The organism is Streptomyces sp. NPDC031274, from assembly GCF_055570235.1.
Genome location: NZ_JBVIHP010000016.1, coordinates 44,485 through 70,690 on the forward strand (window position 1 = coordinate 44,485; position 26,206 = coordinate 70,690).

The following is a 26,206-nucleotide window of genomic DNA, read 5'->3' on the forward strand; positions in this document are numbered from 1 at the left end:
TCCCCCCCTCGCCCCCTCCACCCTCACCCGCTCCGTACGACGCAGTCCTCCGGCTGCCGCTTGCCGGTGGGCCAGGCCAGGCCCACGAAGTCCAGCGTGCCCGGGCCCGCCTTCGTGCCCGGTCTCAGCTCGACGACCGCGAGCGGCTTGTCGTACGGGTTGCCCGCTTTGGTGAGGCAGATACGGCCGCTGGTGCCGTTCACGCGGTTCTTCGACTGCATCGTGGCCCACCGGTTGCCCACCTGTTCGGCGGAGGGCGCGGCCTCCCCGGTGGGCTTCGCGCCGCGGATCGCCTCGACCGCTGTGCGTACTCCGTCGTGCACCATCATGGTGCGGGAGTCGCCCAGTTCCACGTCGCCGATGTCGCGTCCCGCCGCCTTCAGCGCGGCCACCGTGTCCTCAAGTCGCTGCAGCTCGGCCAACGGGTCGCGCAGCGATCCGGGGGCCTTCGACTCGGGTGGCTTCTTGCCGGTCCGCTTCTCCTCGTCCGCCTGCCACTTCCGCACCTCGGCGAGCCAGGCGTCGGGATGGGCCGGCGCGGCGTACTGCACGGTCAGGCGCGGCTTGCCCGAGCCGTCCCGGAGCTCGGCCCAGTCCTCGTCGGTCATCCGGTTGTTCAGCGAGGCCGCGTCCGAACCGGACACCACGGTGAACTTCCGTTCCGCGCACGCCTCCTTGGCGAGGCTCTTCAGGAACAGCCGCAGATGGGTCGAGCGGCCCGCGAAGTAGACGGTGTCCGCGCCCGAGTTGCAGATCGTGTTGACCGTCGGCCTGAACTGGTTGTCGACGTCACCCGGATCGGCGACCCCGGGCGACGTGAAGGTCATGTCGTCGGGGCCTGCCGGGCCGTCCTCCGGCAGCTTCTGGAAGGCGCGGGCGAGGGAGCGGACGTACGGGTCGGGCCGGGTGTCGCGGACCAGGACGGTCTGCCGGTCCTTGCGGCTGCCGTTGTAGGCGGCGAGGGCCCTGGCCTGCTGCTCGTTGGTGGGGATGATCCGGGCGAGACCCTTGAAGTCGTACGTCCCGTCCTTGCTCTCCGCGTTGGCGAGTGAACTCGCCGACGCCCGCGCCACGAGCACCGGCACCTGCTGCTCGGTGAGGCTGCGCACCGCCTTCTTCGTGGCGTCCAGGGAGAGGTTGAACCCGGTCACGGCGCGGAGGTTGTCGCTCCCGGAGCGCGACATCCGCACCAGATCCGGCACCACCTCGTCCTGGCGGAGGTAGTCCTTGCCCGGATTGGCGAGCACAAGGCGCACCACCGGCTTCCCCGGCTCCCGGTTGGCGCGGTACTGCGCGAGGAAGGCACCCTGAAGTTCGCTGCGCAGCTGCCGCCGTTCGGCCCTCGACTCCGGTTGCAGCGGGAGCATCATCGCCACCGTGACATGCGGCTGCTTGTCGATGCGGCGGTTCTCCTCGGCGATCCGGGCCGCGACCGGGGCGATCTGCGGCTCCCCGAAGTCGTAGCCGGAGCCGTTGACTCCGACGCACTCGCCGCCGGACTTGGTCACGCCCTCGGCGCAGCTGCCCGCCTGCTCGGTGAGCCGCGAGACGAGGCCGTACGCCCCCACGGCGAGAAGGGCGGCGAGGACGCACGTGATGATCTTCTTCAGCAGCGTGCTCCACAGGTGCTCGTGCAGCCAGTCGGCGGCGGTCTGGAACATCCCCTCAGCTCCCTTCTCCGATGTGGGCCGTGCAGGAACAGGACTGCAGCGGCTGCCGGTTGCGGGCGCGGCGCTCCCACCGTCCGGCCCTGGCCGTGAGCACGGGCGCCGCCTCCGCGTACTCCCTGGCCAGCTCCTGCATGAGGTGCGTCATCCGGTCGGCCGCCACGATGTCCGGCGGCCGGGTGCGCTCCTCGCAGAGCCATACGGCGTGCAGCAGCTCGTCCAGCTGGCGCTCCAGCTTGGTGCCTTCGACGCGGGCCACCGTCATACGGCCGTGCCGCTCGTCGTCGCCGCCGGGTGAAGGCGCCTGGGCCAGCGCGAGCAGCTGGTCGCACCACTCCTCGGCGCCCTCGCCGTACACCGGGAACTTGACGGCGAGGTGGCGTATGGCGCGCTCGGGGCCGTGGGCGACCAGGTCGTGGTTGAGTCCGTGGGCCGCGGTGGTGCCGAAGGCGCGGTCGGGGGTCTCGGCGCGTCTGTGGTAGTGGGCGTGCAGCAGGCCGTGGTTGCGGCGCCATTCGTCGCCCGCGTCCGGCGGCCCGTGCAGTCTGCTCATGAGTAGCTGCCGGAGGCCGAAGTCGCCGATGAAGTGCCGCTCGCAGGCGGGCCAGCCGCTCTCCAGGAGGTATCGCCCCACCTCGTCCGCGGTGAGCCCGCCCGCCGTCCGTTCCAGTTGCGGTATGCGCAGCAGGGCGCGGGCGCAGTCACCGGTGTGCGCGACCGAAAGCTGGGTCAGCAGGTCGAGCCAGCTGTCGGTGTGCTCGACGGGCAGCCGCTCGGGGAGCTGCCCGAGCACCAACTCGGCGAGCAGGACGTCACGGACGGCGAGGGACTCCCCGTCGAGCACCGCGGACTGGTCGAGGAGCTCACGGTCGTTGCCCAGCTCCGGCAGGTCTCCCGCCGACTCGACGAGGCGCTGCACCGTCCGGGGGCGGCGGCCGGAGAGCCGGTGCACCGCGCTCTGCGCCCGGCGCAGCCGAGCCGCCTCCGGCGCACCGCCGGTGTGCCGTTGCAGCTCCTTGTTGATGTGCTCGGTGGTGAGCAGCGGCATCCGCAGGAGCAGCACGCCCTGTCCGAGACGGCCGCGCGCGGGCAGCCGCTGCCAGTGGGGCGGCTCCTCCTGGTCCGGCCGGTAGCCCGCGAGTTCCTCGGTGCGCGGCTCGTCGGCCAGGAAGAGGGGTACCGCCGCCCGTTCGCTCGCGACGAGCACCGTGCGCTCACGGTGGCCGTGGGCCCGGTCGGCGAGCGCCGCCGCGAGGAGTCCGCGGCCCACCGGCCAGTTGGCGTGCTGCAGCAGCACCGCGGGGCGGCCGACCCGGGTGAGTGCGGCGCCGAATCCGGTGTAGGCGGCGTCCAGGTCCTCGCGCAGGGCGCGGAAGAGGAAACCTTCCGCGAAGCTCCGCTCGTCGGCGCTCTGTTGGAAGTCGTGGGCGAGCAGCCGCAGCCCGGTGCCGGCGCTGCCCGCGGCGCCGGGATAGTCCCCGTAGGTGGCGCGCACCGGTTCGGCGCCGGTGCTCGCCAGATTCTCCAGGAACTCCGTGAGGGCGGCGCCCACCAGCGGCGCCGCCGCGGGGGCGACCACTCCGGCGAGGGCGGACAGATAGCCGGTCACCAGATTGCGCATGAACCTGCCGAGCGCCCTGCGCGGCTGCAACAGGACGCGGTAGCGGGCCAGTTCCTCCTCGAGGCCGCGGCGACGCAGCCGTGCGCCCGCCGCCACCGCCGCCATCCCGGCGAAGAAGCGAGGCGTGGGCAGCGCCCCACCGGGGCCCTCCCACTCGCTCATCCGCAGCGCGATGTCGTACATCGTCTCCGTGGCCTCCGAGCGGCAGGCCGGACGCCACGCCGCCTCCTCGGCGTACCGTGCGTCCGCGCAGTCCACGTACGCCACCGGAACCTTCCGCCCGAACCGGTCCCGCAGCAGTTCGAGGAGCCGCTGCTTGCCCATGCCGGGACCGCCGGTGAGCAGCACGACGGGCAGGTCGGGCCCGTACAGGACCTTCTCGTCGCGGCCCCGGGCGCTACGCCCGAGCAGCCGGGGGAAGAAACCTTCGTCCTCGATGAGCCCTTCGAATCCCAGCTCCCGGCTCATCCGGCGCACCCCCGTGCCGTACGTGACCGCCGTGCGGCGGGTGGTCAATGTTGCACGGAGCGTACTTGAGCATGTCTCCGGAATACATCAACTTTCCTGCATAGGAAGTCAGTTGATCCAATTGACGCATTCCCCGGACCAGGCGGTCGTCAGCGTTCGAGCATCTGGCGGGCGCCTTCCGGGTGGCTCTCCCCTCGCACCGAGGCCCCCTCGTTCGCCACAAGGCCCGTGCACGTCACCAAGGACCGGCTGCGCACCTTGTGCGAGGGTGAATACGACCGTCTCGAAACGCGAGGAGCCGCATGCCCAAGGCAGCAACCGCAGCGAGCCAGACCCTGGACGTCACCTCGGGGCTGAGGGCGAGTGACATCGAGGGCTACTACCAGGACCTGCACCGCCACCCCGAGCTCTCCTTCCAGGAACACCGCACGGCCGGGATCCTCGCCGAACGGCTGCGCGGCGCCGGGTACGCGGTGACCACCGGTGTGGGCGGCACCGGCGTCGTGGGCGTCCTGGCGAACGGCGACGGGCCTGTGGTGTGGCTGCGCGGGGACATGGACGCACTGCCCGTCACGGAGACCACAGGCCTTCCGTACGCCTCCACCGTCGACGGTGTCATGCACGCCTGCGGCCACGACATGCACGTCACCTGGCTGACGTTCGCCGCCGAGGCGCTCGCGGCGGCCCGTGAGACCTGGTCGGGCACCCTCGTGGTGATCGGGCAGCCCGCCGAGGAAGCGGGCGGCGGAGCGAACGCGATGGTCGCCGACGGGCTCCAGGAGCGCTTCCCCCGGCCCGACGCGGTCTTCGGCCAGCATGTCGCCCCCGGGCCCGTCGGCCTGGTCTCCCACACGCCGGGGCTGATCATGTCGTCCGCCGACAACGTGGAGATCGTGGTGCACGGCGTCGGCGGCCACGGCTCACGGCCCGAGGCCACCGTCGATCCGGTGGTGACGGCCGCGTACATCGTGACCCGGCTGCAGACCGTGGTGTCCCGTGAGGTGTCCGCGTCGGACGCGGTGGTGCTCACCACCGGCCAGTTCAACGCCGGGCAGCGGCCCAACATCATCCCCGCGCAGGCCCGGCTCGGCCTCAACCTCCGTACGCAGGACATGGCGGTGCGCGAGCGGGTCCTGTCGGCGATCCGCCGCATCGCCGAGGGAGAGTGCCAGGCCGCCGGGTGCCCGACGCCGCCCGAGGTGACCATCGGTGCGAGCTTCCCTGCCACCGTCAACGACGCCGCGCTCGACGCGGATATCGCGTCCGTGCACCGCGAACTGTTCGGCAAGGCGAGCGTGTTCGACTTCGGCCCCGCGATGGGCAGCGAGGACTTCTCCCTCCTCGTGCCCGCCGGGGTGCCCTACGACTTCTGGTTCGTGCCCTCGACATCGGGGGCGACTTGGCAGGCCGCTCCGGGACAGGAGCTCAGCGAGAAGATCACCGGCGTGCCGGGCAACCACAGCCCCCTGTTCGCCCCGGACCTCGCGGTCCTGCTGCCGGGAGTGCAGACGCTGGTGGGCGCCGCGCTGCACGAGCTCGGCACCACCGGAAGTCCGCGCGACCGGTGATCGGACCGCCACCGGCAGTTCGCCTGATCGTCTTCCCCTGTCCGCGCCGATATGGGAGAACGCTCGGATGTGCGATGACGAGCTGATCCCGCCGAGCGCGGACTTGACCGAGAAGCAGTGGCTGCGGGCCGACGCACCGCTCGCCCGGAGCCTTGCCGCCACGTGGGGGCCGCAGGCCCTCGTACTGGGCCGGCGCACACTGCTCGGCGGTGCGGCCGCCGGAGCCGCCCTCGCGGTGCTGCCGTCCGGTGCGCGGCAGGCGACGGCGGCGCAGGGCGTCGCGAAGTTCCCGTTCCCCGAGGAACCCAACCGGCAGGGGGAGTTCGCCGTTCTGGTGACCGGGGACTCGGGCACCGGTGGCGAGGAGCAGCTCGCCGTGACCGAGGCCGCCCGGCGGGTCTGCCGCGACGAGGGGATTTCGCTGGCCGTCGGCCTGGGCGACAACATCTACGAGAACGGGCCCGAGTCCGACCACGACTCCGAGTTCCGGGACAAGTTCGAGACGCCGAACACCGGCATCGACGTCCCCTGGCTCATGGTCCTCGGCAACCACGACTGCTCGGGTCTCATCCCGGGCAGCGGCGGTGATCCCTCGCGCGGCGACCGCGAGGTCTCCTACGCGGTCTCCTCACCGCGCTGGTACATGCCGAGCCGCTACTACAACGTCGTGCTGCCGGCGTCCGAGGGGCCCGGCCGGGGCGACCCGGTCGTGGAGTTCTTCGCCCTCGACACCAACCCGGTCGCCTCGACGGTCGCCCAGACGTCGTCCCGCTACCGGTGGGACGGCCCCTACATGCGCGCCCAGCGCCAGTGGCTCGACGCCGCGCTCACCGCGTCACGGGCCCGCTGGAAGGTGGTTCTGGGCCACCATCCCTACCTGAACAACGGGAAGCACGGCAGCGCGGGTTCGTACGACGGATTCGTCATCGGCCACTACACGAGCGGGATCCACCTCAAGGAGCTGTACGAGCAGGTGGTGTGCGGCCGGGCCGATCTGATCCTGTCCGGGCACGACCACACCCTCCAGGTCCTTGAGCCCACGACCCGTACGGCGGGCACACGGCAGATCGTCTGCGGGGCTGCCGCCAAGTCCGGTGACGGCCGGGCACACTTCGACCACCCCGCCGCCTGGCAGAACTTCTCCGACGTGGGGTTCATGGTGCTCAAGGTCTCCGAGCGGGCCATGACCGTGGACACCTACACGGTCGACGTCCCCACGCGGACCGCGCGCCTGGCCCACACCACGACGACCTCCACGGCGGTCGCGGGCCGCAGCGGTGTGAGCTAGGACCCGTCGTCGGTGCGACGCGCCGCCCCCGCCACGTTCCTGGCCCACAGCACGAGCGGCACCTGGAGCGGGAGTCGGCCTATCGCCGCGGCCTTGAGCGGGGCGGGGCGGTGGCGCCAGTCCACCGCCATCTGCACGTTGGCGGGGAACACGCCCACGAAGAAGGCCGCCGTGGCCAGCGCCGCGGGCCGCCGGGTGCGGGGCAGCGCCACTGAGGCCGCGAGGCCGAGCTCGACCACGGCGCTGGAGTACGTCCAGGTGCGCGGCGATCCGGGCAGGACGCGCGGCACGGTGTGGTCGAACAGTCTCGGGGCCGCGAAGTGAGCGATTCCCGCACCGGCCAGCAGACCGGCCAGGAGCATGGGGGAACGGGATGCCGACGACATGCTGCCTCCTGAGGTGGCGACGGGAGGCCGACCTTACTCGACAGTAAGTATCGAGTCACCCGAACCCCGTGCGCCTCACAGCAGCCGGGCTCCGCGCCTCGCGAGATAGGTGACCGGATTGATGTCCGATCCATAGCCCCGCTTGGCGCGGATCTCCAGGTGGAGGTGGGGCCCTGTGGCACGCCCTGTGGCCCCGCTGCTGCCGATCCGGTCCCCGGTGCCGATCCGGGCCCCTTGGCGTACCGAGATGCGGGAGAGGTGCCCGTACACGGAGTAGTGCCCGTCCCGCAGCCGCACCGTCACCGCCTTGCCGTACGCGCCCGACCAGCGCGCCAGGACGACGGTGCCCCCGCCGACGGCGTGCACCGGGGTTCCCTGCGGGACTGCGAGGTCGATGCCGGTGTGGTGCCCCGCGATCCAGTTGCCGCGCACGCCGTAGCGGGCGGTGACGCGAAAGCCCCGGCGCAGCGGCAGGGCGAATCTGCCGGGCGGTCGTTCAGGGGCGAGCGCGCGGGTCTCCGGGATCGCCTCGTCCGCCTCGGCGAGAGCCGCCTCGAACTCCTCGTCGTAGCCGACGCCGCAACCGCCGTCGGATTCCGCGGCTGCGTGCGGCGCCGGTCCCGCCACCGTGAAGGCGCCGCCGGCCATGAGGACCGCGGCGACGCTCAGTACGTCACGTCGTGTCGTGCCCGCTTCACGCGGGCTGTCTATGTCGTAGCCCATGAGGGCCAGCACACCGGCGACGGGCCCGGGGCGCACGCCGAGTGTGCGCCGCTTGGCGTAATGCCTTCCGGGCCCGCGTCGCGGTCAGTCGGCGATCGGCCGGTACACGGTGAGGGCCTCGGGGAGCTTGTCGATGAGCAGGGCGGCGGGCGCGGGGGCGAGTTCGCCGTCGTACGCCATCTGGGTGTTCTCGGGCAGGCCGGAGATCACCAGGCGCTGGGACTTGGCGGCCGCGTACAGGCGGGTTTTGGCCAACTGGCCTGCCACCGCCGCGGCGAGGAGGCGGCTGCGCGCGAAGCGCCCGCCGTGCGCGATGCGGATGTCGAGAAGACCGTCGGCCAGGTCGTGCCTGCGCACCGGGGCGATGCCGGTGCTGCGGTAGGCGCCGTTGCCCGCGAAGAGCAGCCACATCGAGCGGGCCTTGCCGTTCACCACCGCGCGCAGCGGCCGCCCCGTGTGGATGATCTGGGCGACGCCGAGCAGGGCGGCGGGCGGACCGCCGACCTTCGGCGACCACTCCTCCCTGATGCGTACGAGTTCGGGGTAGGCGCCGAGGCTGAAGGTGTTCAGGAAGTACACCGGCTCGGAGTACGACCGGCCGTCGGGACCGATCCCGGCCAGGGGCTTGATCCGGCCGACGTCGGCCCGTACGGCACTGCCCACGGCGAGGGCGGCGCAGGCGTCCGCGACCGTGTCGACGCCCAGGTCCGCGGCGAAGTGGTTGAACGTTCCGCCGGGAAGGACCATCAGCGGCACGTCGAACTGCAGGGCCGGTGTCACGGCGGCGTTCACCGTGCCGTCTCCCCCGCACACGCCGAAGACTCCGCCGCGCCGGGCCGCGTCCCTTGCCGCCTCCTCCAGGACCTTGGGCAGGGGCCCCGCTTCCTCCTCGTAGAGGATCACCTCCGCCCGGGGCAGGGCGGTCTTCAACTGCCTGACCGGGTCGAGGAGTTGCGGCTGGGCCCCGGAAGAGGGGTTCACCACGACGACAAGGCCCTCACCGTCCGGCAGCGCGGGTGCGTCCGTGCGGGGCCGTGCGGGCGGTGGCAGCTGCGCCCGGGACGGCACCATGCCGCGCACCGCGTAGGCGGCGCCCACGCCAAGGGCCGCGCCGACCAGGACATCGCTGGGGTAGTGCACTCCGGTGTAGACGCGGGAGAAGGCCACCGAAGCCGCGACCGGGGCCACGGCCACGCCCATCCCCCGCGACTCCAGGGCCACACCGGCGGCGAAGGCCGCCGCCGAGGCCGCGTGCCCGGAGGGGAAGGAGCTGGTGATCGGCTGCCGGGAGAGGTGCCGTATCACCGGCACGGTGTCGAGGACCGGCCGGGAGCGGCGCACCGCGCTCTTGCCCAGGGTGTTGACCGTGGCCGACGCGAGTGCCAGGGAGGCGACACCGCGCACGGCCGCACGCCTGCCGCGCGCGCCGCCGAAGGCCCACATTCCGGCGGCGATGCCGAACCACAGCAGTCCGTGGTCGGCACTGCGGCTCAGCCGTGGCAGGACGGGCTGCGCCGCCGGCCAGGAGCGGGCGGCCACGCCTCGGAACGCGAAGCGGTCGGTGGCGCCGAGCAGTCTGCGGATGTGCGGCGTCGGGAGATCACTCATGAACCCCCTATACCCCCGCTCGCCCTTCGCACCGCACATGTCTTGCGCCGGCGATGTGACGTTCACTTCAATCAGCCATATGGCAGCCCCTCGCCCCACCTCACCCAAGCACCAGCGGCCCGCCGAGCTGCCGCCGACCGCGTGGGCCGTGCTCGGCCTGCTCTCCTTCCCCGGGGAGCGGACCGGGTACGAACTGAAGAAGTGGGCGGACGCCTCGCTCCGGCACTTCTACTGGGCGCCCGCCATCAGCCAGATCTACGCCGAACTGCGCCGCCTCGAAGCGCTCGGGTACGCCACGTCACGGCGCTCGGGACCCGAGGAGCCCCGCGCGAAGCGGTCGTACGCCATCACGGCGGAGGGCCGTGCCGCGCTCGTCGGATGGGCGGGGGGCGCCGAGGACGCGGGGCCGCCCGTCCTGAAGCATCCGCTGCTGCTCCGGGTCTGGCTGGGGCACCTGGCGGCGCCGGATCATCTGCGGGCCCTGGTGACCGAGCACATCGCGCACACGCGGGGCGAGCTGAAGGAGGTGCACGACGCGCTCGCCCGAGCGGACGGGCAGGAGGCGTGGACGCATCCGCAGATCGCGCTCCGCTGGAGCGGCCGTCGCCTTGCGGCGGAGATCGAACTGGCGGAGGCGATGCTTGCCGATCTGGCGGAAACGGACGACTTCACCGCCTCCGGTCAACCCACCGAGGACTCGCCCACCCACGGGTGACGTTGCTCGCGGCAGGGGGCCGTCCGCCGGTAGGACGGACGGTGTCCGCCGACCCCGCCGTATGGAGCAGTGCACCTGTGAGCACCCGCGCCGTCCTTGTCGCCGCCGTCATCACCGGGCTCCTGCTCGGGATCGTGGGAATGAGAGCGGACGACTCCGATTCTTCGGGGCACCCCCGAACGGGCGGTTCCTTCACCGAGGCGGGCCGTTAGGCTGCGACATTGCCGCGTGGCACCTCCGTCCTCGCCGCGTGGCCGCCGAGCCGCCGTCGACGGAAGCGAGTGAACCTTGAACTTCCTCACCATCGGTCACCGCGGGGTCATGGGTGTCGAACCCGAGAACACCCTCCGGTCCTTCATCGCCGCGCAAGCCGCGGGCCTCGATCTCATCGAGCTCGATCTGCATCTGAGCAAGGACGGCGCCCTCGTCGTCATGCACGACGCCGACGTGGCCCGTACGACCGACGGGAAGGGACCGATCGCCGAGAAGACCCTGGCCGAGCTGCGGGAGCTCGACGCGGGGCGCGGTGAGCGCGTCCCCGTGTTCGAAGAGGTCCTGGACGCCGTGCAGGCGCCGTTGCAGGCCGAGATCAAGGATGTGGCCGCCGCCCGCGCCCTCGCCGAGGTGATGCACCGGCGCGACCTGGTCGGCCGCGTCGAGGTGATCTCCTTCCACGACGAGGCGATCGCCGAGATCGCACGCCTGGTCCCGGGCGTCCGCACCGCGCTCGTCGCGAGCCGCTACGGCACCGACGTGGTGGAGCGCGCGACGGCGGTCGGCGCCACCACCCTCGTGCTGAACATCAGGCGCCTGACCCTGGAGATCGCCGAGCGCGCGAGGAAGGCCGACCTGCGGATCATCGGCTGGGTCGTGAACACACAGGACGATCTGCGGCTCGTGCGCGCGTTGCAGTTGGACGGAGCGACCACGGACTATCCGGACATCAAGCGGACGGGCCGCTTCACGGCCTGACCTCTCCTCCCGGCCGCGCCCGGGTTCTCCGGGTCGCGCCCGGGCTCACCCGGCCGAGCTCAGGTGAGGGGCTTGACCAGCAGCTCGAACTGCAGGTCGTCCCGCTGCGGAATGCCGAACCGCTCGTCGCCGTACGGGAAGGGGGTCATCTTTCCCGTACGGCGGTAACCGCGCCGCTCGTACCAGGCGATGAGGTCGTCACGTACGGAGATCACGGTCATGTGCATCTCCTTCGCGTCCCACGCCTCGCGTACGGTCCGCTCGGCCTCCGCCATGATCACCTTGCCGAGACCCGCGCCCTGGAGCGCCGGACTCACCGCGAACATCCCGAAGTAGGCGTGCTCGCCGCGGTGTTCCAGCTGGCAGCAGGCGACGACCTCGCCGTCGCGCTCGACCGTGAGCAGCTTGCCTGCGGGCGACTTGATGACGTCGACGACTCCCTGGGAGTCGGTCCGCTGCCCCTGGAGGATGTCCGCCTCGGTGGTCCAGCCGGCCCGGCTGGAGTCGCCTCGGTACGCCGACTCGATGAGCGAGACGAGGACGTCGACGTCCTCGTCGGTGGCGTCCCGGAAGGTGAGGTCGCTCGTGCTGGGGCGCGGTGCGGTGTCCATGGGGCGGGTTCTCCGATCTCTCTGGCCCACCGCTGTCCGGCGCGGCGTGGGCGAGGCACCGCCGAGGGTATCCCCCCACTAAGGTGCGGCTGCATGGTGCATGTACTGAGCAGCAGGATCCTTCTCCGTCCCACCGACCCCGAGCGCTCACGCGCGTTCTACGGCGACGCGCTGGGCCTGGCCGTCTACCGCGAGTTCGGTACGGGCCCCGAGCGCGGCACGGTCTACTTCCTCGGCGGCGGCTTCCTCGAAGTCTCCGGCCGCTCACAGACTCCGCCCGCACCCGGCCTTCAGCTGTGGCTCCAGGTGGCGGACGCGCGGGCGGCGCACGCGGACTTCGTGGCACGGGGTGTGGAGGTCGCGCGGGAGCCGGTGAAGGAGCCCTGGGGGCTCGTGGAGATGTGGATCACAGATCCGGACGGCGTCAAGATCGTCATCGTCGAGGTGCCGGAGGACCACCCCATGCGCTACCGGCCCGGCATCTGATGTCGGCCAGGCAGCTGAGTCGCGCCGACCTCTCCCGCTCGCCCCTCTGCCCACCCCTGCTCACCCCTGCTCACCCCCGCTCGCCCTCCGCTTGTTCTCTCTAGACTGGTCGGTCTAATGTCTCCTTCGTGACCAAGACACGCGGCGAAACCCGCGCCCGCATCCTGCGTACGGCCGCCGAGCTGTTCCAGCGCCAGGGCTACGGCGCGACGGGCCTCAATCAGGTCCTCGCGGAGAGCGGCGCCCCCAAGGGGTCGCTGTACTTCCACTTTCCGCAGGGCAAGGAGCAGCTGGCCGCCGAGGCCGTGGCGCTCGCCGGGGGTGAGCTGGGAGAGCGCATGGCCTCGGTCGTGGGCTCTGCCGCCGGGCCGCGGGACGCCGTCGTCGGGGTCGGTGAACTGCTCGCCGACGAGTTGCGGGAGTCCGGTTTCCGGGACGGGTGTCCCGTCGCCACGGTCGCGCTGGAGCAGGCGGGCGGTGACGGGCCCATCAGCGATGTCTGCCAACTCACCTACGGCACTTGGCTGCTTGGGCTCTCCGAGTCGTTGCGGGGGTGGGGCGCCGCCGATGACGAGGCCGCCGAGCTCGCCGAGCTCGTGCTGTCCTCGTTGCAGGGTGCGCTCCTGCTCGCGCAGGTGCGGCGCGACACCGCGGTCATTTCGACGGTCGCCCGGCGCGTCGCCTCGGTCGTCGTGCAGAGCCTGGGGAAGCAGGGCTCAAAGACGCGGGACTCGGAGAAGTAGCGCTTGGGGAAGAGCGCGTGAAGGTCACGGTTGCGGGGTACTCGCATTACTCGCCCGGCGCACCCGACGTGCGCCGGGCAGCCCCTCGTCGGAGGATTGACCGGACCCCTCGCCCAACCCTGGAGCGATCTCTTATGCAACGTCCCCGGATTCTGATCATCGGCGGTGGCTTCGCCGGTATGGAGTGCGCGCACAAGCTGGAGCGGACGCTCAAGGCGCAGGACGCCGAACTGCGGCTGATCAGCCCGCAGGACCATCAGCTGTATCTCCCCCTTCTCCCCCATGTCGCGTCCGGCGTGCTCACCCCGCAGTCGGTCGCGGTGCCGCTGCGCCGCATGCTGCGCCGTACGGCGATCGTGCCGGGCGGGGCCATTGGGGTGGATCCGCACGCGAAGGCCGTGATCGTACGGAAGATCAACGGTGACGAGGTCACCGAGCGCTACGACTACCTCGTCCTGACCCCGGGCAGCGTGACCCGGCAGTTCGACATCCCCGGTGTCGACCTGCATGCCGTGGGCGTGAAGACGCTGGCCGAGGCCGCCTGGATCCGCGACCACGTGATCTCCCAGCTCGACCTGGCGGCCGCGAGCTCGGACCGGGCCGAGCGGGAGGCCCGGCTGCAGTTCGTGGTCGTCGGTGGCGGGTACGCCGGTACGGAGACGGCGGCGTATCTGCACCGCCTGACGAGTGCCGCCGTCAAGCGCTACCCCGGGCTCGATCCGTCGCAGATCAAGTGGCATCTGGTCGATGTGGCACCGAAGTTGATGCCCGAGCTGGGCGACCGGCTCGGCGAGAAGGCCCTCGCCATAGTGCAGCGGCGCGGGATTCATGTGTCACTCGGGGTGACGGTGGAGAAGGCGACCGAGGACACCGTCACGCTGACCGACGGGCGCACGCTGCCCTGCCACACGCTGATCTGGACCGCCGGTGTGGCGCCGAGCCCGCTCATCGCCACGCTGGGCGCCGAGACCAACCGGGGCCGCCTGGCCGTCGAGCCGAATCTGACGGTGCCAGGGCTTGACGGCGTGTTCGCGCTCGGCGACGCGGCGGCCGTGCCCGACCTCGTCAAGGGCGGCGACGCGATCTGCCCGCCGACCGCGCAGCACGCGATGCGGCAGGGATGGGCCGCAGCGAAGAACGTCACCGCGGCCCTGAAGGGGCAGCCGCTGACCGCCTACCGGCACAAGGACATGGGTCTGGTCGTCGACCTGGGCGGCATCCAGGCCGTATCGAAGCCGATGGGCGTGGAGTTGACGGGGCTGCCCGCTCAAGTCGTCGCGCGCGGCTATCACTTGGGAGCGCTGCGCACCTTCACCGCACGCTTCCGCACGGCCGCCAACTGGGGGCTCAACGCGTTCGCGGGCGACGACTTCGTGCGGACCGGGTTCCAGAGGCAACGTCCGGCCACGCTCAACGACTTCGAGATGACGGATGTCTATCTCTCGCCGGAGGAGATTCACGCGCGGGTGGCGTCAGAGGTGGCGGGGCGCTCGATGGCTCCGGAGAAGCCGCGGTTCCCGTAGCGGCGGCCTGAGAGGGCGAACCAGGTGATGACCGGGGTGGCTTCGGCCACCCCGGGACGGGGTCGATAGGCGCCACGGGGGATGCGCGCGCCCCGGAGGGACCGCTTCCGCCCTGTCGTGGGGCTCGGGGCGGCTGACAGTGGTGGAGTGGTCGCCGCTTCCATCTCCCGGAGTCCTCGCTGCGACCCCCCGCTGGATCACTCCGGGCGGGCTCCCGCTCACCGGTCCCCGCTGCTTCGGGTACGAGGTGGACTATCTGCCCTTCGGGTCGACCACCCCCTGAGCTTTCGCGGCGGCGGACGGTCGCAGTGTGATCGTCCGCCGCGTGTGCTTCTCCACCGCGTCGCGGGAGTAGAGGAGCGGGAAAGAACCGTCGGCGGCCCAGCTCGCGAACAGGTCGTCGTAGTGCGGGCTGCCCGGAACGCCGGACTGGCCCGGCGAGTTCATCGCCACGGAGTCGTCCCAGGAGCCGACGTCCACGACGATCCGGAAGGTGGCCCCCGCGGTCTGCCGGAATCCGGGCCCGTAGGCGGCGGCTCCCACAGTGTCGCCGCTGCCGCCGCGCGGTACGGGGCCCACGGAGGCCCAGTCCGGGGCGGGGCCGTCGAGCAGGGCGGCGATGGGGTGGTGTGGGTGGGCGTGGTGGAGGGCGCCCCAGGACCAGGCGGCCGGGTCGGCGCCCAGGAGCCCGCTGAGTTCGTCCATCGCCTCGGAGAGCGTACCGAGCAGCAACCCGGGATCCGGGTCGCCCTCCAGGAGCTCCAGATCGACGCGGGCGTCCGCCGCCGCGTCCTCGACGGGCAGGACCCGCGCCAGGGCCCGCTCACGCTGCTCCTCGCCCACGACCTCGTCGAGGGCACGCGCCAGCAGGGCGGGCCGCAGGTGCCGCCGGTACCAGACCTCGAAGAGGGCGGCGGCCGGGGAGCCGACGGTGAGACGGGCGTCCCAGTCGCCCAGGAGGACGAGGGCGGTGGTGAGGGGGTCGCCGGACGCGGCGGCCTCGGATGCCGGGCCCCCGCCGCGCAACCCCGCGAGCAGCGCCCGCACCCGCCGCCCCGGCAGGCTCACATGGTCCGTCTGCAGTCTTACGCAGTCCTCGACCGTCCAGGCCGCGTGCGCGCTCAGTCTCTCCGTGATGCGGTCGTGGCGCGTCGGTGCGTACCAGTCGTACGTCACCGTCTTCTCCGCGTTCGGATACGTGGGCGGCAGGTTCAGTTGGTTGGCCGTGGCGAACCAGCCCTGGGCCGGGTCGCGGACCGAGGGGAGTTCCTCCACGTCCAGGAAGCCGTCCCATTCGTAGCGGCCGTCGCCCGGCACGGGCAGGGTGCCGTCCCAGCCGGGGCGGATGGGGACACGGCCCGCGGGGCGCCAGCCGATCGTGCCGTCGGGGGACGCGTAGACCTGGTTCTCGCCGGGTGCTCCCCAGCGGCGCATCGCCGTGACGAACGCGTCGGGGTCGGCCGCCCGCATGTAGTCCATGCTGCCCAGGTAGGGGGCCATCCCGGGGCCGAGCCAGGCCGCGCGGACCGCGAACGCGGCGTTCTTCTCGGGGAGTTCACGGATGACCGGGCCGTGCCGGGTGAACCACAGGTCGGCCGGCACCGCGTCGCCGCCGCGCACCGGGATCGACTCCGTGACGCGCTTCATCGGCTCCCAGCGGCCTTGGTACCAGTACTCGTGCGGGTTCGCCGGGTTCGTGCGGTAGACGTACAGGTCCTCCTGGTCGATCGGGAAGATCGTCAGACCGAAGGCGACCTGGCCGTTGTGGCCGATGGAGATGCCGGGCAGGGCCGGTTCGCCCGCCCCGATGGCGTCGATGCCGGGCGCCGAGAGGTGCGCGAGGTAACGCAGGGCGGGCAGGGCGATCCCGCGGTGCGGGTCGTTGGCGAGGAGGGGGCGGCCGGTCGCGGTCCGGGACGGGGCGATGACCCAGTTGTTGGAGCCGTCCAGGCCCTGGCGGGGCGCCGCGCCCGCTGCCCACGGGGGCGTGGTGGCCATCTCGTACACGCGCAGGACGTCGGACGGGATGACGGACAGGTCGAGTCCTTCGGGGACCCGCAGCCGGTGCGGGGCGGGCTCGCGGCGGCGGCGCAGCTCCTCCGCTTCGGGGCCGTGGTCGCGCAGGGTGAGGGCGCGGGCGACCTCGTCGCGGAGGTTGTACTGCAGACCGTGGCTGCGGACGCGGGCCACGTCGGAGGGGTGCCAGTACGCCGGTTCGTACTTCAACAGGGCGAATTCGGGCGGGAGTTGGTTCGCATCCGCGCGGCACAGCGCCACGTACGCGTTGATGCCGTCGACGAACGCCGCCGTCACCCGTCGCGCGTCGTCCCCGTACGCACGCCACTCCTCGGCCATGTCACCGCGGTAGAGGAACAGCCGCGCCGCACGGTCGTGTTCGGCGTACCGCTCCCCCAACACCTCGGCGAGAAGACCGAGCCCGCGGCGCCGCCAGAGGTCCAGCTGGAAGAGGCGGTCGCGGGCGGCGTTGAAGCCCTGGGCCAGGAAGAGGTCGTCCTGCGACGCGGCGTACAGATGCGGGACGCCCCACTGGTCGATCCGGATCTCCACAGGCTCCTGGAGTCCGGGCACCTCGAAGACATCGCTCATCAGGTCTCCTTCAAGGCGGCTTTCGCCGCGCTCTCGTCCGGGACGGCCGGGGTCGCGGAGGAGACCGCGGCCGGTCCTGGCCCCGGCGCGAGCCAGACGACCGCGAGCAGCACGACGAGGTTGGCGGCGAGGGCGATGATGCCGCCGTTCACACCGTGGTACGGGTCGTTGTCGGTGGCCCACAGCAAGGTCATCACCGCGAGCCCGGTGAGCATCCCGGATACGGCGGCACGCGCGGTCAACCGCCGCCAGAACAAGGCGAGCAGCACGACGGGAACGAGCTGCGCCAGACCCTCGTACGACAGGACGGAGAGCTCCACGAGGGTGTTCGGATAGAAGAGGCTTCCCGCCAGGGCGATCAACCCGGCGATGACACACACCAGTTGGGAGAGCCGCTTGGCCCGCATGTCGTGGGCGTCGCCGGACGTGCCGAGCGCACGGCGGCGCGCCCGCGGATCGGCGCCGTTGCCGCCGCCGAGAATCGTGCGGCCCCACAGCGTGCCGATGGAGAGCATGAAGACGCTCATCGGCACGATCGCCGAGAGGGCGCCCGCGACGCCGATGAGCGCGACGACGGGTGAGGGCAGGGAGTCGGTGACGAGGCTGAAGAGGGCCAGGTCGGGGTTGCCCAGGGTCGGCATCACGAACAGCGCCGTGGCGCCGACCACCATCGGGACGAAGAGCAGCAGCTGGTACCAGGGCAGGAGCAGCGCGTTGCGACGCAGCGCGTTGGGGCTCTTGGCGCTGAGGTATCCGGCGACGGTGGTCGGGAAGATGGTGATCGTCACCGCGTTCAGGACGACGGTGCTCAGGAACCACATGGCGTTGCGCCCGCCGGACTCGTGCCCGGGGAAGGTCAGCCACTCGGGCTTCTCGGTCACCATGCGCTGCATGAAGTCGCTGAACCCGCCGAGGTAGTGCATCGGGATGTACACGGCGAGGAACACGACGGCGACGATCACCAGCATGTCCTTGAGCGCGCTCACCCACGCCGAGCCGCGCAGCCCTGACACGAGGATGAACACCTCGGCCACGACGAAGGAGATGACGGCCGCGACCTTGAGATCGACGCTGCCGTACGTCATCGCGTTCACGACCACGCCCATGCCCTGAATCTGGACCTGGATGTAGGGGACGATGAAGACCGTCGCGACGACGGCGACGAGAATCCCCACCGGGCGTGAGCGGAACCGGAATTCGGCGATGTCCGCGATGGAGATGAGGCCGTGCCGGGACGCGTACGTCCACAGGGCGGGGCCGACGACGTACGCGACGGCGAAGCCGACGGTCAGGTAGGCGACCAGGTAGAGGATCGGCGCGCCGAAGGAGTACGACCAGCCCGCGGTGCCGAGGAACGAGAAGCTCGTGTACGTCTCGCCGGCCATGAGCAGCCAGATGAACAGGACGCCGAGTCCGCGGCTGGAGACGGACCACTCGGCGAGGCCCTTGGACCGGCCGCGGGCGCTCCATACGCCGATCCCGATGGTGGCGACCATGGCGAGGCCGAAGATGGTGGTCGCGACGGCTGCGGAGCCGTTCATCGGCGGCCTCCTTCGGTGTCGGCGCCTGGGAGGTCGTCGGCGTGGTCGTCGGCGTGGCCGTCATCGTGGTCGTCGGCCGGGATGGGCTCGACGGCGTTCACGCGGTACGCCGGGTCGAGCCGGGCGGCGAGCCAGATGACCAGGGGACTGATCACCGTGGCGGCGATGACCCAGGCCAGGAGGAAGGGGACGCCCAGGACGCGCGGCTCGATGCGGTTGGCCACGAACGGGGCGGCGCCGTAGAGCAGGACGGGGACGAGGAGCAGCCAGAGGGAGGGCCGGGCCACGCCGCGGAGGGTGGGGAGGCCGTCCAGCGGCGAGGCCACGGGGTCCGGTGGGTCCGGTGGGGCCGGTGGGGCCGGTGGGGCCGGTGGGGCCGGTGGACGCTGCGAGCCGCTGTCTTCGGCTGTCGGGGGCATGAGGGGGCTCCTTGGGGGGGGCGGGGAGGCCGGGGAGGATCGATCGGGGCCGCAGGGGATCACACGCGATCACGATCACACGGGATCACGCGGGATCACACGGAGGGGTCGTACCGCCCGTCGACCGCCGTCCAGCCGCCGTCCACGCTCAGCACGGTGCCGGTGACGAAGGTGGACGCGTCCGACACGAGATAGGCGACGGCTCCGGCGAGCTCGTCGGCACGGGCCCACCGCTTGAGCGCGGAGGCTTGGGCGTAGGCATCGAACCATGCGGGGTCGGCGGCGATCTGATCGGTGAGCGGAGTACGGACGACGCCGGGCGCGACCGCGTTGAACCGCACGCCCTGCGGCCCCCATTCTGCGGCGGCGGTCCGCAACAACTGGACGAGGCCCGCCTTGGACGCTGCGTAGGGACCCTGACCCGGCTCCACCTGGAAGGCCCGCATCGAGGCGAACCCGACCACGCTCCCCCGGCCGCGCTCGGCCATGCCGGGGGCCACGGCCTGGATGAGCGTGAGGTAGGAACGCAGGTTCAGCGCGATGACGCGGTCGAACTCGTCGAGGCCGTAGTCGGCGATGCGCTTGCGCACGTTGGCCCCGACGGTGACGACGAGCCCGTCGAGCGCTCCCCATGCGGCGACGGCGGCTCGGACGGCGTCGGGGTCGAGGACGTCAAGGGGGTGCGTGACGGCGGTACCGGCGCTCCGGCCCGACGCCGTACCGCCCGCCCCGCTCTCCCCCACCGCGAGCGCCGCCGTCTCCGCCGCTCCCTCCGTGTCCCGGTCGGCGACGATGACCTGCGCGCCCTGGGCGACCAGCGCGCGGGCGGCCTCGCGGCCGATGCCGCTCGCGCCGCCCACGACCGCGACGCGGCGGCCGTCGAGCCGGAACAGATTGCCGTAATCCATGGTGGTGATGCCTCTCTTGCCGGGGACGTCGGCTGACCGACCGTTGTCTGCTGAAGGCCGAGGGTGAGGGCCGTGGGTGAAGGTCGAGAGTGGGAGCCGTGGGTGAAGGCCTGAGCTGAAGGCCTACGGCCTAGGGCCTGATGACCGCCATCCGCGTCACCGTCAGTTCCTCGATCGCGAACCTGGGGCCCTCGCGGCCGATGCCCGAGTCCTTGACGCCGCCGTACGGGGCGATGTCGCTGCGGTAGCCGGGGACTTCGTTCACCACCACGCCGCCGACCTCCAGGCGGTCCACGGCATCGAGGGCGGCTTTCAGGCCGCTGGTGTAGACGGCCGCGTGCAGGCCGTAGCGGCTGGCGTTGACCACGTCGTACGCGGTGTCCAGATCCGGCACCGCGCGCAGGCAGACGACCGGGCCGAAGATCTCCTCGTCCCAGGCGGGTTCGCCGTCGGGTACCTCGGCGAGCAGGGTCGGGGCGATGCACCTGCCGCCCGCATCGCGGACTCCCCCGGCCACGAGGCGTGCGCCGGCCGCCCGTGCCCGTTCGACCCGGTCGAGCACCCGCTCCGTCGCCGCCTGGTCGATGAGCGCCGACACGCGGGTCTCAGGGGCTCGGGGATCGCCGACCACCACGTCCGGCAGCCGCTCCACGAGCCGCTTCTCGAACTCGTCCGCCACCGCGTCCACCACAATGACCCGCTGTACGGAGATGCAGGCCTGGCCCGATGCGTAGAACCCGCCCCGCACCACCGCGTCCGCCGCCGCGTCGAGATCGGCGTCCGCCGCCACGACGAGCGCCGCGTTGGAGCCGAGTTCGAGGACCACCTTGCGGGGTGCCGCGTCCCGCGCGATGTGGTGCCCGACGGCGGCGGACCCGGTGAAGGAGACCGCCGCGACCTGCGGATGCGTGGTGAGCGTACGGCCGACCTCCGCGTCCCCCGTGACGAGTTGCACCGCTCCGGCGGGCGCGCCGGCCGCCACGAGCTGCTCCCGTACGAGATGGACGAGCCGCAGGGTGGCCAGCGGTGTCGCCGGGGCGGGCTTGACGATCACCGGGCAGCCCGCGGCGAGCGCCGGTGCGATCTTGTGGGAGGCGAGAAGGACCGGGTAGTTGAAGCCCGCGATGCCGACCACGACGCCCACGGGCCGTCGCGTCCAGAAGCCGAAGAGGCCCTCCCCGGACGTCTCGAGGTCCAGCGGCACGGTCTCGCCGTGCAGATGGGCCACCTCGTCCGCGGCGGCCTGCCACGTGGCCACGGTCCGCCGCATCTCGACCCCGCAGTCGACCCGCGGCTTCCCGGTCTCCAGGACGAGCAGGTCCACCAGCTCGGCCGCCGCGTCGGCAAGCGCCACCGCGACCCCGGTGAGCACCTTCCGCCGCACGCCCGCGGTCAGCCTGCCGACCCGCACACGGATCGCCGCGGCATGCTCGACGGCCCGCCCCGCGAGGTCCTCGTCGCCGACCGGCGCCGCGGCGATCTCCGTGCCGTCGTACGGGAAGAGGACGGTCCTGCTCTCCGGCGCGGACACCCAGCCGTCCCCGATGGGCAGCCCTTCGGGACAGGTCGTCGTCATCGTGCACCTCCGGTGGTGCCGGTCAGGAACGAGCGCGCCGCGGCGGCGTACACCCGGGTGTACTCGCCGATCTCGCGCACCTCGACGAACTCGTCCTTCTGGTGCGCGATCCACTTCCCGCCGGGTCCGTAGACGACGGTCGGCAGACCGGCATCGCGGGTGAGGATGGTGCCGTCCGTGGTGCCGGGCACGGCACCGAACGGCGGTGCGGCGCCGTGCACTTGGCGGTGCCCGTCGACGAGGGCGGTGACCACCGGATGGTCCTCGGCGATCTCGATGGCGGGCCGGTCGTCGACGACGGTGAGCCCGACGCCCACCCCCACACTTCCTGCCGCGTCGAGCGCGCACTGCCGGACGCGCTCGATGAGTTCCGTGTGATCGGTCCCGGGAATCGTACGGACGTCGATGCCGACGACCCCGTGTGCGGGGATGACGTTGAGCTGGTCCGGGTCGCCGCCGTGCAGCACGGTCGGCGTGACCGTCACACTCCCGGCGTGCGGATGGGTGCCGTACCGCTTCTGGGCCCAGGTCTGCACGTCACCGAGGGCTTCCACGATGCGCGCCCCGGCGACGATCGGGCTCTTGGCCTCCTGGGGCATGGCACCGTGGGCCATCACCCCGTCGAGATCGAGCCGGAGCCGGATGCCGCCACGGGCGGAGGTGCAGACCTCGTACCCCTCCGGCTCGCAGACGATGACCCCGTCCACCTCACGCGCGAGCGGCGTCGCGGCGAACGCCTTCGCGCCGAGCATCAGCCCCTCCTCGTCGCACAGCACTCCGAGGACGACGCGGCCCGGGAAGGGCCCGGCGAGTTGCAGGGCCCGCACCCCGTAGATCATCGCCGCGACACCGGACTTCATGTCGGCGGAGCCGCGCCCCCACAGTCTGCCGTCCCGGATCTCGGCGCCGTAGGGATCGACGCTCCAGTCGTCCGGGTCCCCCTCCGTGACGACGTCGATGTGCCCCTCGAACATCAGGGTCGGCCCTTCGCCTCCCCCGCCCTCGATGACGGCGACGGTGTTGGGCCGCCCCGGCGCGACCTCGACCACGTCGTACGTCCAGCCGAACTCGGTGAAGAGCCGGGCGACGAGTTCGGCCGCGGGCCGCTCGACCTCGGTGGACCCGGCCGCGTTGACGGTACGCAGCCGGACCAGATCCTGGGTGAAGGCGACGACGGCCGAATCCGTCACGGGCGCGCTCGAGCTGCTGTGACGTGAGCTGGTGTGCATGGAACCTCCAAGTCGGTCGGCCACGAGGCCAGTCGACTGGTCAGACCAGTTGAGTTCCCGTACTCTGCCTCCACGTTCATGGCCGGGTCAACCATCAGATCTTGGTTTTCGCGCGCCGATGTCCGCATCGACGTTCGCGCCGATATCGCGTGTCAGCTACGTACCGTGGAGGGGGCGGGCCGATGGCCGCCGACGACACCGACCTGTTCCGGCCGGTCACACCGGTCCGGGCCTATCAGCGGGTGGCGGAGCAGATCGAGGAGCGCATCCTCAGCGGTGATCTGCCCCCCGGCGCACGGCTGCCCGCCGAGCGTGAGCTGGTCAACCGCTTCGGCGTGGGCCGCTCCACGGTCCGCGAGGCGCTGCGCGTCCTGCAGTCGGCGGGCCTGATCCGCTCCCGCCCCGGCGACCCGCTGGGCGCCGAGGTGCTCGGCGTCTCCCCCGACAATCTCAGCCAGGCCCTGGGCCGCCTCACCCGCTCCAGCGTGGCGACGCTCGGCGAACTGGTGCAGTTCCGCATGGTGTTGGACGCCGAGAGCAACCGTCTGGCGGCGCGCCTGCACGGCGATGACGACCTCGCCCGGATGCGCGAGCAGATCACCCGCATGGAATCGCTCAGCGACAAAAGCGGCGGCAGCGGCCCGGCGGCCCTGCACGCGTTCAGCGAGGCGGACGCGCTCTTCCACCGCGCGATCGCCGAGGCGAGCGGCAATTCCCTCCTCGGCCTGTGCGCACGCGCCGTGCACGAGGCGGTGGTCGATGTCATCGAGAAGAAGATCGCGGGCGTCGCGGACACCACGGCCTGGATGGAGCGCTCCATAGCCCACCACCGCGAGGTCCTTGCGGCGATCACCGCGGGCGACGGGCCGTCGGCCGCCCGTCTTGGCCGTTCAGCGCTGCACGAGTACTACGCGGATCATGTGGAGCCCGAGACGAGGGAGTTGCTGGCGGCCTCCGTCGAGGACCACTGACACCCCCGCGCCCCTCCGCGGGCCCCTCAGCCCCGGAACCCTGGCGAGAGCCCGAGCCGCCCCTCCAGCTGGCCCAGCAACTCACCCAACAGGGCGCTCAGTTGACCCTGACCCTCCCCGTCGAGACCGGCCAGGACAACCGTCTCGTAGGCGAGCTGGTCGGGCAGGATCGAGTCGACCAGGTCGCGGCCCGTTTCGGTCAGACCGACGTGCGACACGCGGCGGTCACGGGTGTCGGCGCGCCGGTCGACGAGATCGCGCTCCTGGAGCTGCTTGAGGCGCTTGGTGACGGCGGCGCCCGAGGAGAAGGTCTCGCGGGCCAGTTCGCCGGGGGTCAGTTCGTGGCCGGTGCGGCGCAGCGCGCCGAGGAGGTCGAACTCGGGGCGGGTCAGGCCGACGCGGCGCAGCGGCGCGTCCTCGGCCTGCTGCAGGAGGGCCGCGCAACGGTTGATGCGGCCGATGACCTCCATCGGGCCCGTGTCGATGTCCGGCCGCACCGTCTGCCACTGCCGCACGACGGCGGCCACGGTGTCGCGGGGCACGCCGACGCCGGGGGCACTGCCCGCCGCGCCCGCGGCGCCGACCGCGGCACCGCTCGCGCCGCCGTCTCCCGCACGGGTGCCCACGGCTTCCGCCGCCGCGTCCCGTTCGCTCCCGTTCCTCATGCGCCCCTGTCCTCGCCCTTCCGCCCAGCCCGGCCCGTCATGCCCGTACGCGCTGTACCCGTACCCGCTCGCCCTGCTCCATGCCTCGTACCGTCGCCGCGAGCGTACGGTGTCCTGCCTGCTCGGCGAGCATCACCCGCTGGTCCGGCAGGGCGCGCTGCCACCATTCGCCCGCCGCCGCGTCGTGGGCGGTGCGCAGGTCGACGAGGGCGGCGGTCAGGCCGCGGCGCGCCGGGCGCAGGGCGCAGGGCGCCGGGGGTGGGGAGCGGTCCCGCCAGGGCCTGTTCGGCGCGGGCGCGGGCGCGGTCGGTGGCGTCGATGGCCAGCTCGATGTGGTCGGCGGCGCGCCGGTTGGTGACGGCGATCGCCGCGAGGATGCCGAGCAACGCGCCCACGAGCGTGTCCACGATCCGGTCGAGGATGAGGCCTCCCGGCTGCTGGAACCGTGCGAACTCGGTGACGAGGAGGGCCATCGGCGTGACGCACACACTGCCGAGCCAGTAGTTGCGGCCCATCAGCGCCTCCGCTCCGAAGGCGAGGGCCAGGCAGCAGATGATGAGCGTGGCCTGACTGAGGTGGGCCAACGGGGCGATCGCGGCGAAGGCGAGCACTCCGACGAGGTTGCCGACCACGCGCTGCACTCCCCTGTTCCAGGTGAGCGTGACGTTGGCCTGGTAGAGCGAGGCCGCCGTGACAAGGGCCCAGTAGGGGCGGCCGACGCCGAGCGCCAGTGACGCGTACCCCGCGAGCGCGCAGCCGACGGCCGTGCGCAGCGCGATGGGCAGCAGCGGGGATCCGGGGCCCAGGCGCCGCCACAGGGCGCCCTTCGCGGCTGGGGCCGCCAACTCGGCTTCCACTCCGATGAGTTCGTCATCAGCTTCGGGGCGTACGACGCCGGGGCGCGGCACCGCACCCGTGCCGCGCAGCCCCGCCGCCCAGGAGCGCAGCTGGGCGGGGTCCGCCGCCGACGGCGCCGCCAGTGCCTCCTCGGCGCGGATCACCAGGCGCTCCAGGGCGCGGCGCGCCGCCGTGCGGGCGCCGGTGGCGAGCAGCGACTGCCAGGCGGCGTGCACGGCCGCCGCCGCGCCCGGCCGGGCCCGCTCGCGGCCCGGGCCCGACGCCTCGGCGTACGCGGCTGCCGCGTGCAGGGCCCGCGCGGTGGCCCGGCGCTCGGGGCCGTGCGGCCGCACCAGGGCGGGGGCCATGCCGACGAGCCAGGCCACGGCGCCCGCGCCGAGCGTCAGGGCGAGGTGTCCTGGGACCTGTCCGATGGCCTGCGGCGCGAACAGGGTGGCGGAGCTGATGAACGTGAAGATGAGGTGGCCGGGCGGGCCGATGCGCGTCGCGTCGCAGAGCGTCTTCTGCGCCGCGGCGAGCAGCGCGCCGACGGCCACGAGCACCGCCGCCGACGTGGTGAGCGAGGCGGCGACCATGGCGACGCCGACGCTTGCCAGCATCCCCAGAACGACCCCGGCGAGGGCGCGGGCCCGCGCCGCGTAGGGGAGGTTGTGGGCGTAGAGGGCACAGAACGATCCGGCCATCGTGTACATGACGAGGTCGAGGCGGCCGATCGCGAGGAGCGTCAGATTCGGTATCGCGGTGGCGACGACGACGCTCGACGCGGGCTTGAACCAGATGTCGGACGGCTTGCCAGGACGCAGCACACCGGCGAGCGGCAGTCGGCGGACACGGAGACGGGCACGGAAGCGGTCACGGAGGCGGACACGGGAGGGGCCGGACGGGCGGGGTGAGGGTGGCGGTGTACTGCTCATACCTAGAACATTAGCAAGTGTTTTACTCGGAAACGATTCACTCCGGGAGTCACCTCCGTCACGACCCGTCCGCCCCCTCCGCCACGGCCCGTCCGCTCCCTCCGCGCTCCCCGCGTACACCCGTGCGCTCGCATACGAC

The 26,206-nt window shown here is 72.2% G+C and carries 22 protein-coding genes and 1 pseudogene; 9 read left to right on the forward strand and 14 right to left on the reverse strand.

What is annotated here, in order from left to right; translation table 11 throughout:
• Nucleotides 1-23: 23 nt before the first annotated feature.
• Together ACZ5CR_RS24605 and ACZ5CR_RS24610 are read right to left on the reverse strand one after the other, a co-directional pair.
• Nucleotides 24-1,661 (reverse strand): ABC transporter substrate-binding protein, encoded by a 1,638-nt coding sequence (locus tag ACZ5CR_RS24605; protein WP_468860873.1) that lies wholly within the window; start codon nucleotides 1,659-1,661, stop codon nucleotides 24-26.
• A gap of 4 nt (nucleotides 1,662-1,665) precedes the next feature.
• Entirely contained in the window at nucleotides 1,666-3,804 is a 2,139-nt protein-coding gene (locus ACZ5CR_RS24610) for a hypothetical protein (protein WP_468860876.1), read from the reverse strand.
• 254 nt (nucleotides 3,805-4,058) lie between these two features.
• Between ACZ5CR_RS24610 and ACZ5CR_RS24615 the strand changes: the two genes are divergently transcribed.
• Together ACZ5CR_RS24615 and ACZ5CR_RS24620 are read left to right on the forward strand one after the other, a co-directional pair.
• A complete protein-coding gene (locus ACZ5CR_RS24615; protein ID WP_468860878.1) occupies nucleotides 4,059-5,324 on the forward strand; it encodes an amidohydrolase in 1,266 nt (421 codons plus the stop codon).
• A gap of 67 nt (nucleotides 5,325-5,391) precedes the next feature.
• Nucleotides 5,392-6,612, forward strand: a complete 1,221-nt coding sequence (locus ACZ5CR_RS24620) for a metallophosphoesterase (RefSeq protein ID WP_468860879.1) — start codon at nucleotides 5,392-5,394, stop codon at nucleotides 6,610-6,612.
• On the opposite strand, the gene ACZ5CR_RS24625 is transcribed toward ACZ5CR_RS24620, so the two are convergent.
• From ACZ5CR_RS24625 to ACZ5CR_RS24635, 3 genes are all read right to left on the reverse strand, one after another.
• Nucleotides 6,609-6,998, reverse strand: coding sequence for a DoxX family protein (locus ACZ5CR_RS24625; protein WP_468860882.1), 390 nt, complete (start codon nucleotides 6,996-6,998; stop codon nucleotides 6,609-6,611). The two genes, ACZ5CR_RS24620 and ACZ5CR_RS24625, sit on opposite strands and share 4 nt — an antisense overlap.
• A gap of 75 nt (nucleotides 6,999-7,073) precedes the next feature.
• A complete protein-coding gene (locus tag ACZ5CR_RS24630) occupies nucleotides 7,074-7,757 on the reverse strand; it encodes a M23 family metallopeptidase (RefSeq protein ID WP_468860884.1) in 684 nt (227 codons plus the stop codon).
• 48 nt (nucleotides 7,758-7,805) lie between these two features.
• A complete protein-coding gene (locus ACZ5CR_RS24635) occupies nucleotides 7,806-9,329 on the reverse strand; it encodes a phosphatase PAP2 family protein (RefSeq protein ID WP_468860887.1) in 1,524 nt (507 codons plus the stop codon).
• Between the two features lie 79 nt (nucleotides 9,330-9,408).
• Between ACZ5CR_RS24635 and ACZ5CR_RS24640 the strand changes: the two genes are divergently transcribed.
• From ACZ5CR_RS24640 to ACZ5CR_RS24650, 3 genes are all read left to right on the forward strand, one after another.
• A complete protein-coding gene (locus tag ACZ5CR_RS24640; RefSeq protein ID WP_468860889.1) occupies nucleotides 9,409-10,044 on the forward strand; it encodes a helix-turn-helix transcriptional regulator in 636 nt (211 codons plus the stop codon).
• A gap of 77 nt (nucleotides 10,045-10,121) precedes the next feature.
• Nucleotides 10,122-10,256, forward strand: a complete 135-nt coding sequence (locus tag ACZ5CR_RS24645; protein WP_453541481.1) for a hypothetical protein — start codon at nucleotides 10,122-10,124, stop codon at nucleotides 10,254-10,256.
• A gap of 76 nt (nucleotides 10,257-10,332) precedes the next feature.
• Entirely contained in the window at nucleotides 10,333-11,016 is a 684-nt protein-coding gene (locus ACZ5CR_RS24650; protein ID WP_389905678.1) for a glycerophosphodiester phosphodiesterase, read from the forward strand.
• A 59-nt stretch (nucleotides 11,017-11,075) separates the two neighbouring features.
• Here ACZ5CR_RS24650 and ACZ5CR_RS24655 read toward each other — a convergent pair whose 3' ends face one another.
• Nucleotides 11,076-11,627, reverse strand: coding sequence for a GNAT family N-acetyltransferase (locus tag ACZ5CR_RS24655; RefSeq protein WP_468860893.1), 552 nt, complete (start codon nucleotides 11,625-11,627; stop codon nucleotides 11,076-11,078).
• Between the two features lie 93 nt (nucleotides 11,628-11,720).
• On the opposite strand from ACZ5CR_RS24655, the gene ACZ5CR_RS24660 reads away from it, so the two are divergent.
• From ACZ5CR_RS24660 to ACZ5CR_RS24670, 3 genes are all read left to right on the forward strand, one after another.
• On the forward strand, nucleotides 11,721-12,113 hold the full coding sequence (locus ACZ5CR_RS24660; protein ID WP_468860895.1) for a VOC family protein: 393 nt from the start codon (nucleotides 11,721-11,723) through the stop codon (nucleotides 12,111-12,113).
• A gap of 128 nt (nucleotides 12,114-12,241) precedes the next feature.
• Nucleotides 12,242-12,856, forward strand: coding sequence for an LmrA/YxaF family transcription factor (locus ACZ5CR_RS24665; RefSeq protein WP_468860897.1), 615 nt, complete (start codon nucleotides 12,242-12,244; stop codon nucleotides 12,854-12,856).
• 134 nt (nucleotides 12,857-12,990) lie between these two features.
• Complete coding sequence (locus ACZ5CR_RS24670) at nucleotides 12,991-14,379, forward strand: NAD(P)/FAD-dependent oxidoreductase (RefSeq protein ID WP_468860900.1); 1,389 nt, start codon at nucleotides 12,991-12,993, stop codon at nucleotides 14,377-14,379.
• Nucleotides 14,380-14,631: 252 nt separating this feature from the next.
• Here the strand turns inward: ACZ5CR_RS24670 and ACZ5CR_RS24675 are convergent, their stop codons facing one another.
• From ACZ5CR_RS24675 to ACZ5CR_RS24700, 6 genes are all read right to left on the reverse strand, one after another.
• Nucleotides 14,632-16,986 carry a penicillin acylase family protein gene (locus ACZ5CR_RS24675; protein WP_468860902.1) on the reverse strand — a complete coding sequence of 785 codons (2,355 nt, stop codon included), beginning with the start codon at nucleotides 16,984-16,986 and terminating at the stop codon, nucleotides 14,632-14,634.
• The gene (locus ACZ5CR_RS24680) at nucleotides 16,986-18,527 is read right to left on the reverse strand and encodes a sodium:solute symporter family protein (protein WP_468860905.1); all 1,542 of its coding nucleotides are present in this window, start codon (nucleotides 18,525-18,527) and stop codon (nucleotides 16,986-16,988) included. The genes ACZ5CR_RS24675 and ACZ5CR_RS24680 overlap by 1 nt, the downstream gene beginning before the upstream one ends.
• Nucleotides 18,524-18,946, reverse strand: coding sequence for a DUF3311 domain-containing protein (locus ACZ5CR_RS24685; RefSeq protein WP_468860908.1), 423 nt, complete (start codon nucleotides 18,944-18,946; stop codon nucleotides 18,524-18,526). Before ACZ5CR_RS24685 ends, ACZ5CR_RS24680 begins: the two co-directional genes overlap by 4 nt.
• 95 nt (nucleotides 18,947-19,041) lie before the next feature.
• Complete coding sequence (locus tag ACZ5CR_RS24690; protein WP_468860911.1) at nucleotides 19,042-19,854, reverse strand: SDR family NAD(P)-dependent oxidoreductase; 813 nt, start codon at nucleotides 19,852-19,854, stop codon at nucleotides 19,042-19,044.
• 130 nt (nucleotides 19,855-19,984) lie between these two features.
• Nucleotides 19,985-21,430 carry an aldehyde dehydrogenase family protein gene (locus ACZ5CR_RS24695; protein ID WP_468860913.1) on the reverse strand — a complete coding sequence of 482 codons (1,446 nt, stop codon included), beginning with the start codon at nucleotides 21,428-21,430 and terminating at the stop codon, nucleotides 19,985-19,987.
• The gene (locus ACZ5CR_RS24700; protein ID WP_468860915.1) at nucleotides 21,427-22,659 is read right to left on the reverse strand and encodes a M20 family metallopeptidase; all 1,233 of its coding nucleotides are present in this window, start codon (nucleotides 22,657-22,659) and stop codon (nucleotides 21,427-21,429) included. The genes ACZ5CR_RS24695 and ACZ5CR_RS24700 overlap by 4 nt, the downstream gene beginning before the upstream one ends.
• Before the next feature lie 182 nt (nucleotides 22,660-22,841).
• On the opposite strand from ACZ5CR_RS24700, the gene ACZ5CR_RS24705 reads away from it, so the two are divergent.
• Nucleotides 22,842-23,630, forward strand: a complete 789-nt coding sequence (locus ACZ5CR_RS24705) for a FadR/GntR family transcriptional regulator (RefSeq protein ID WP_468860917.1) — start codon at nucleotides 22,842-22,844, stop codon at nucleotides 23,628-23,630.
• Nucleotides 23,631-23,656: 26 nt separating this feature from the next.
• Here the strand turns inward: ACZ5CR_RS24705 and ACZ5CR_RS24710 are convergent, their stop codons facing one another.
• Together ACZ5CR_RS24710 and ACZ5CR_RS24715 are read right to left on the reverse strand one after the other, a co-directional pair.
• Complete coding sequence (locus tag ACZ5CR_RS24710) at nucleotides 23,657-24,295, reverse strand: MarR family winged helix-turn-helix transcriptional regulator (RefSeq protein ID WP_468860919.1); 639 nt, start codon at nucleotides 24,293-24,295, stop codon at nucleotides 23,657-23,659.
• A gap of 37 nt (nucleotides 24,296-24,332) precedes the next feature.
• Nucleotides 24,333-26,067 (reverse strand): annotated as a pseudogene (locus ACZ5CR_RS24715) (FUSC family protein).
• Nucleotides 26,068-26,206 lie beyond the last annotated feature (139 nt).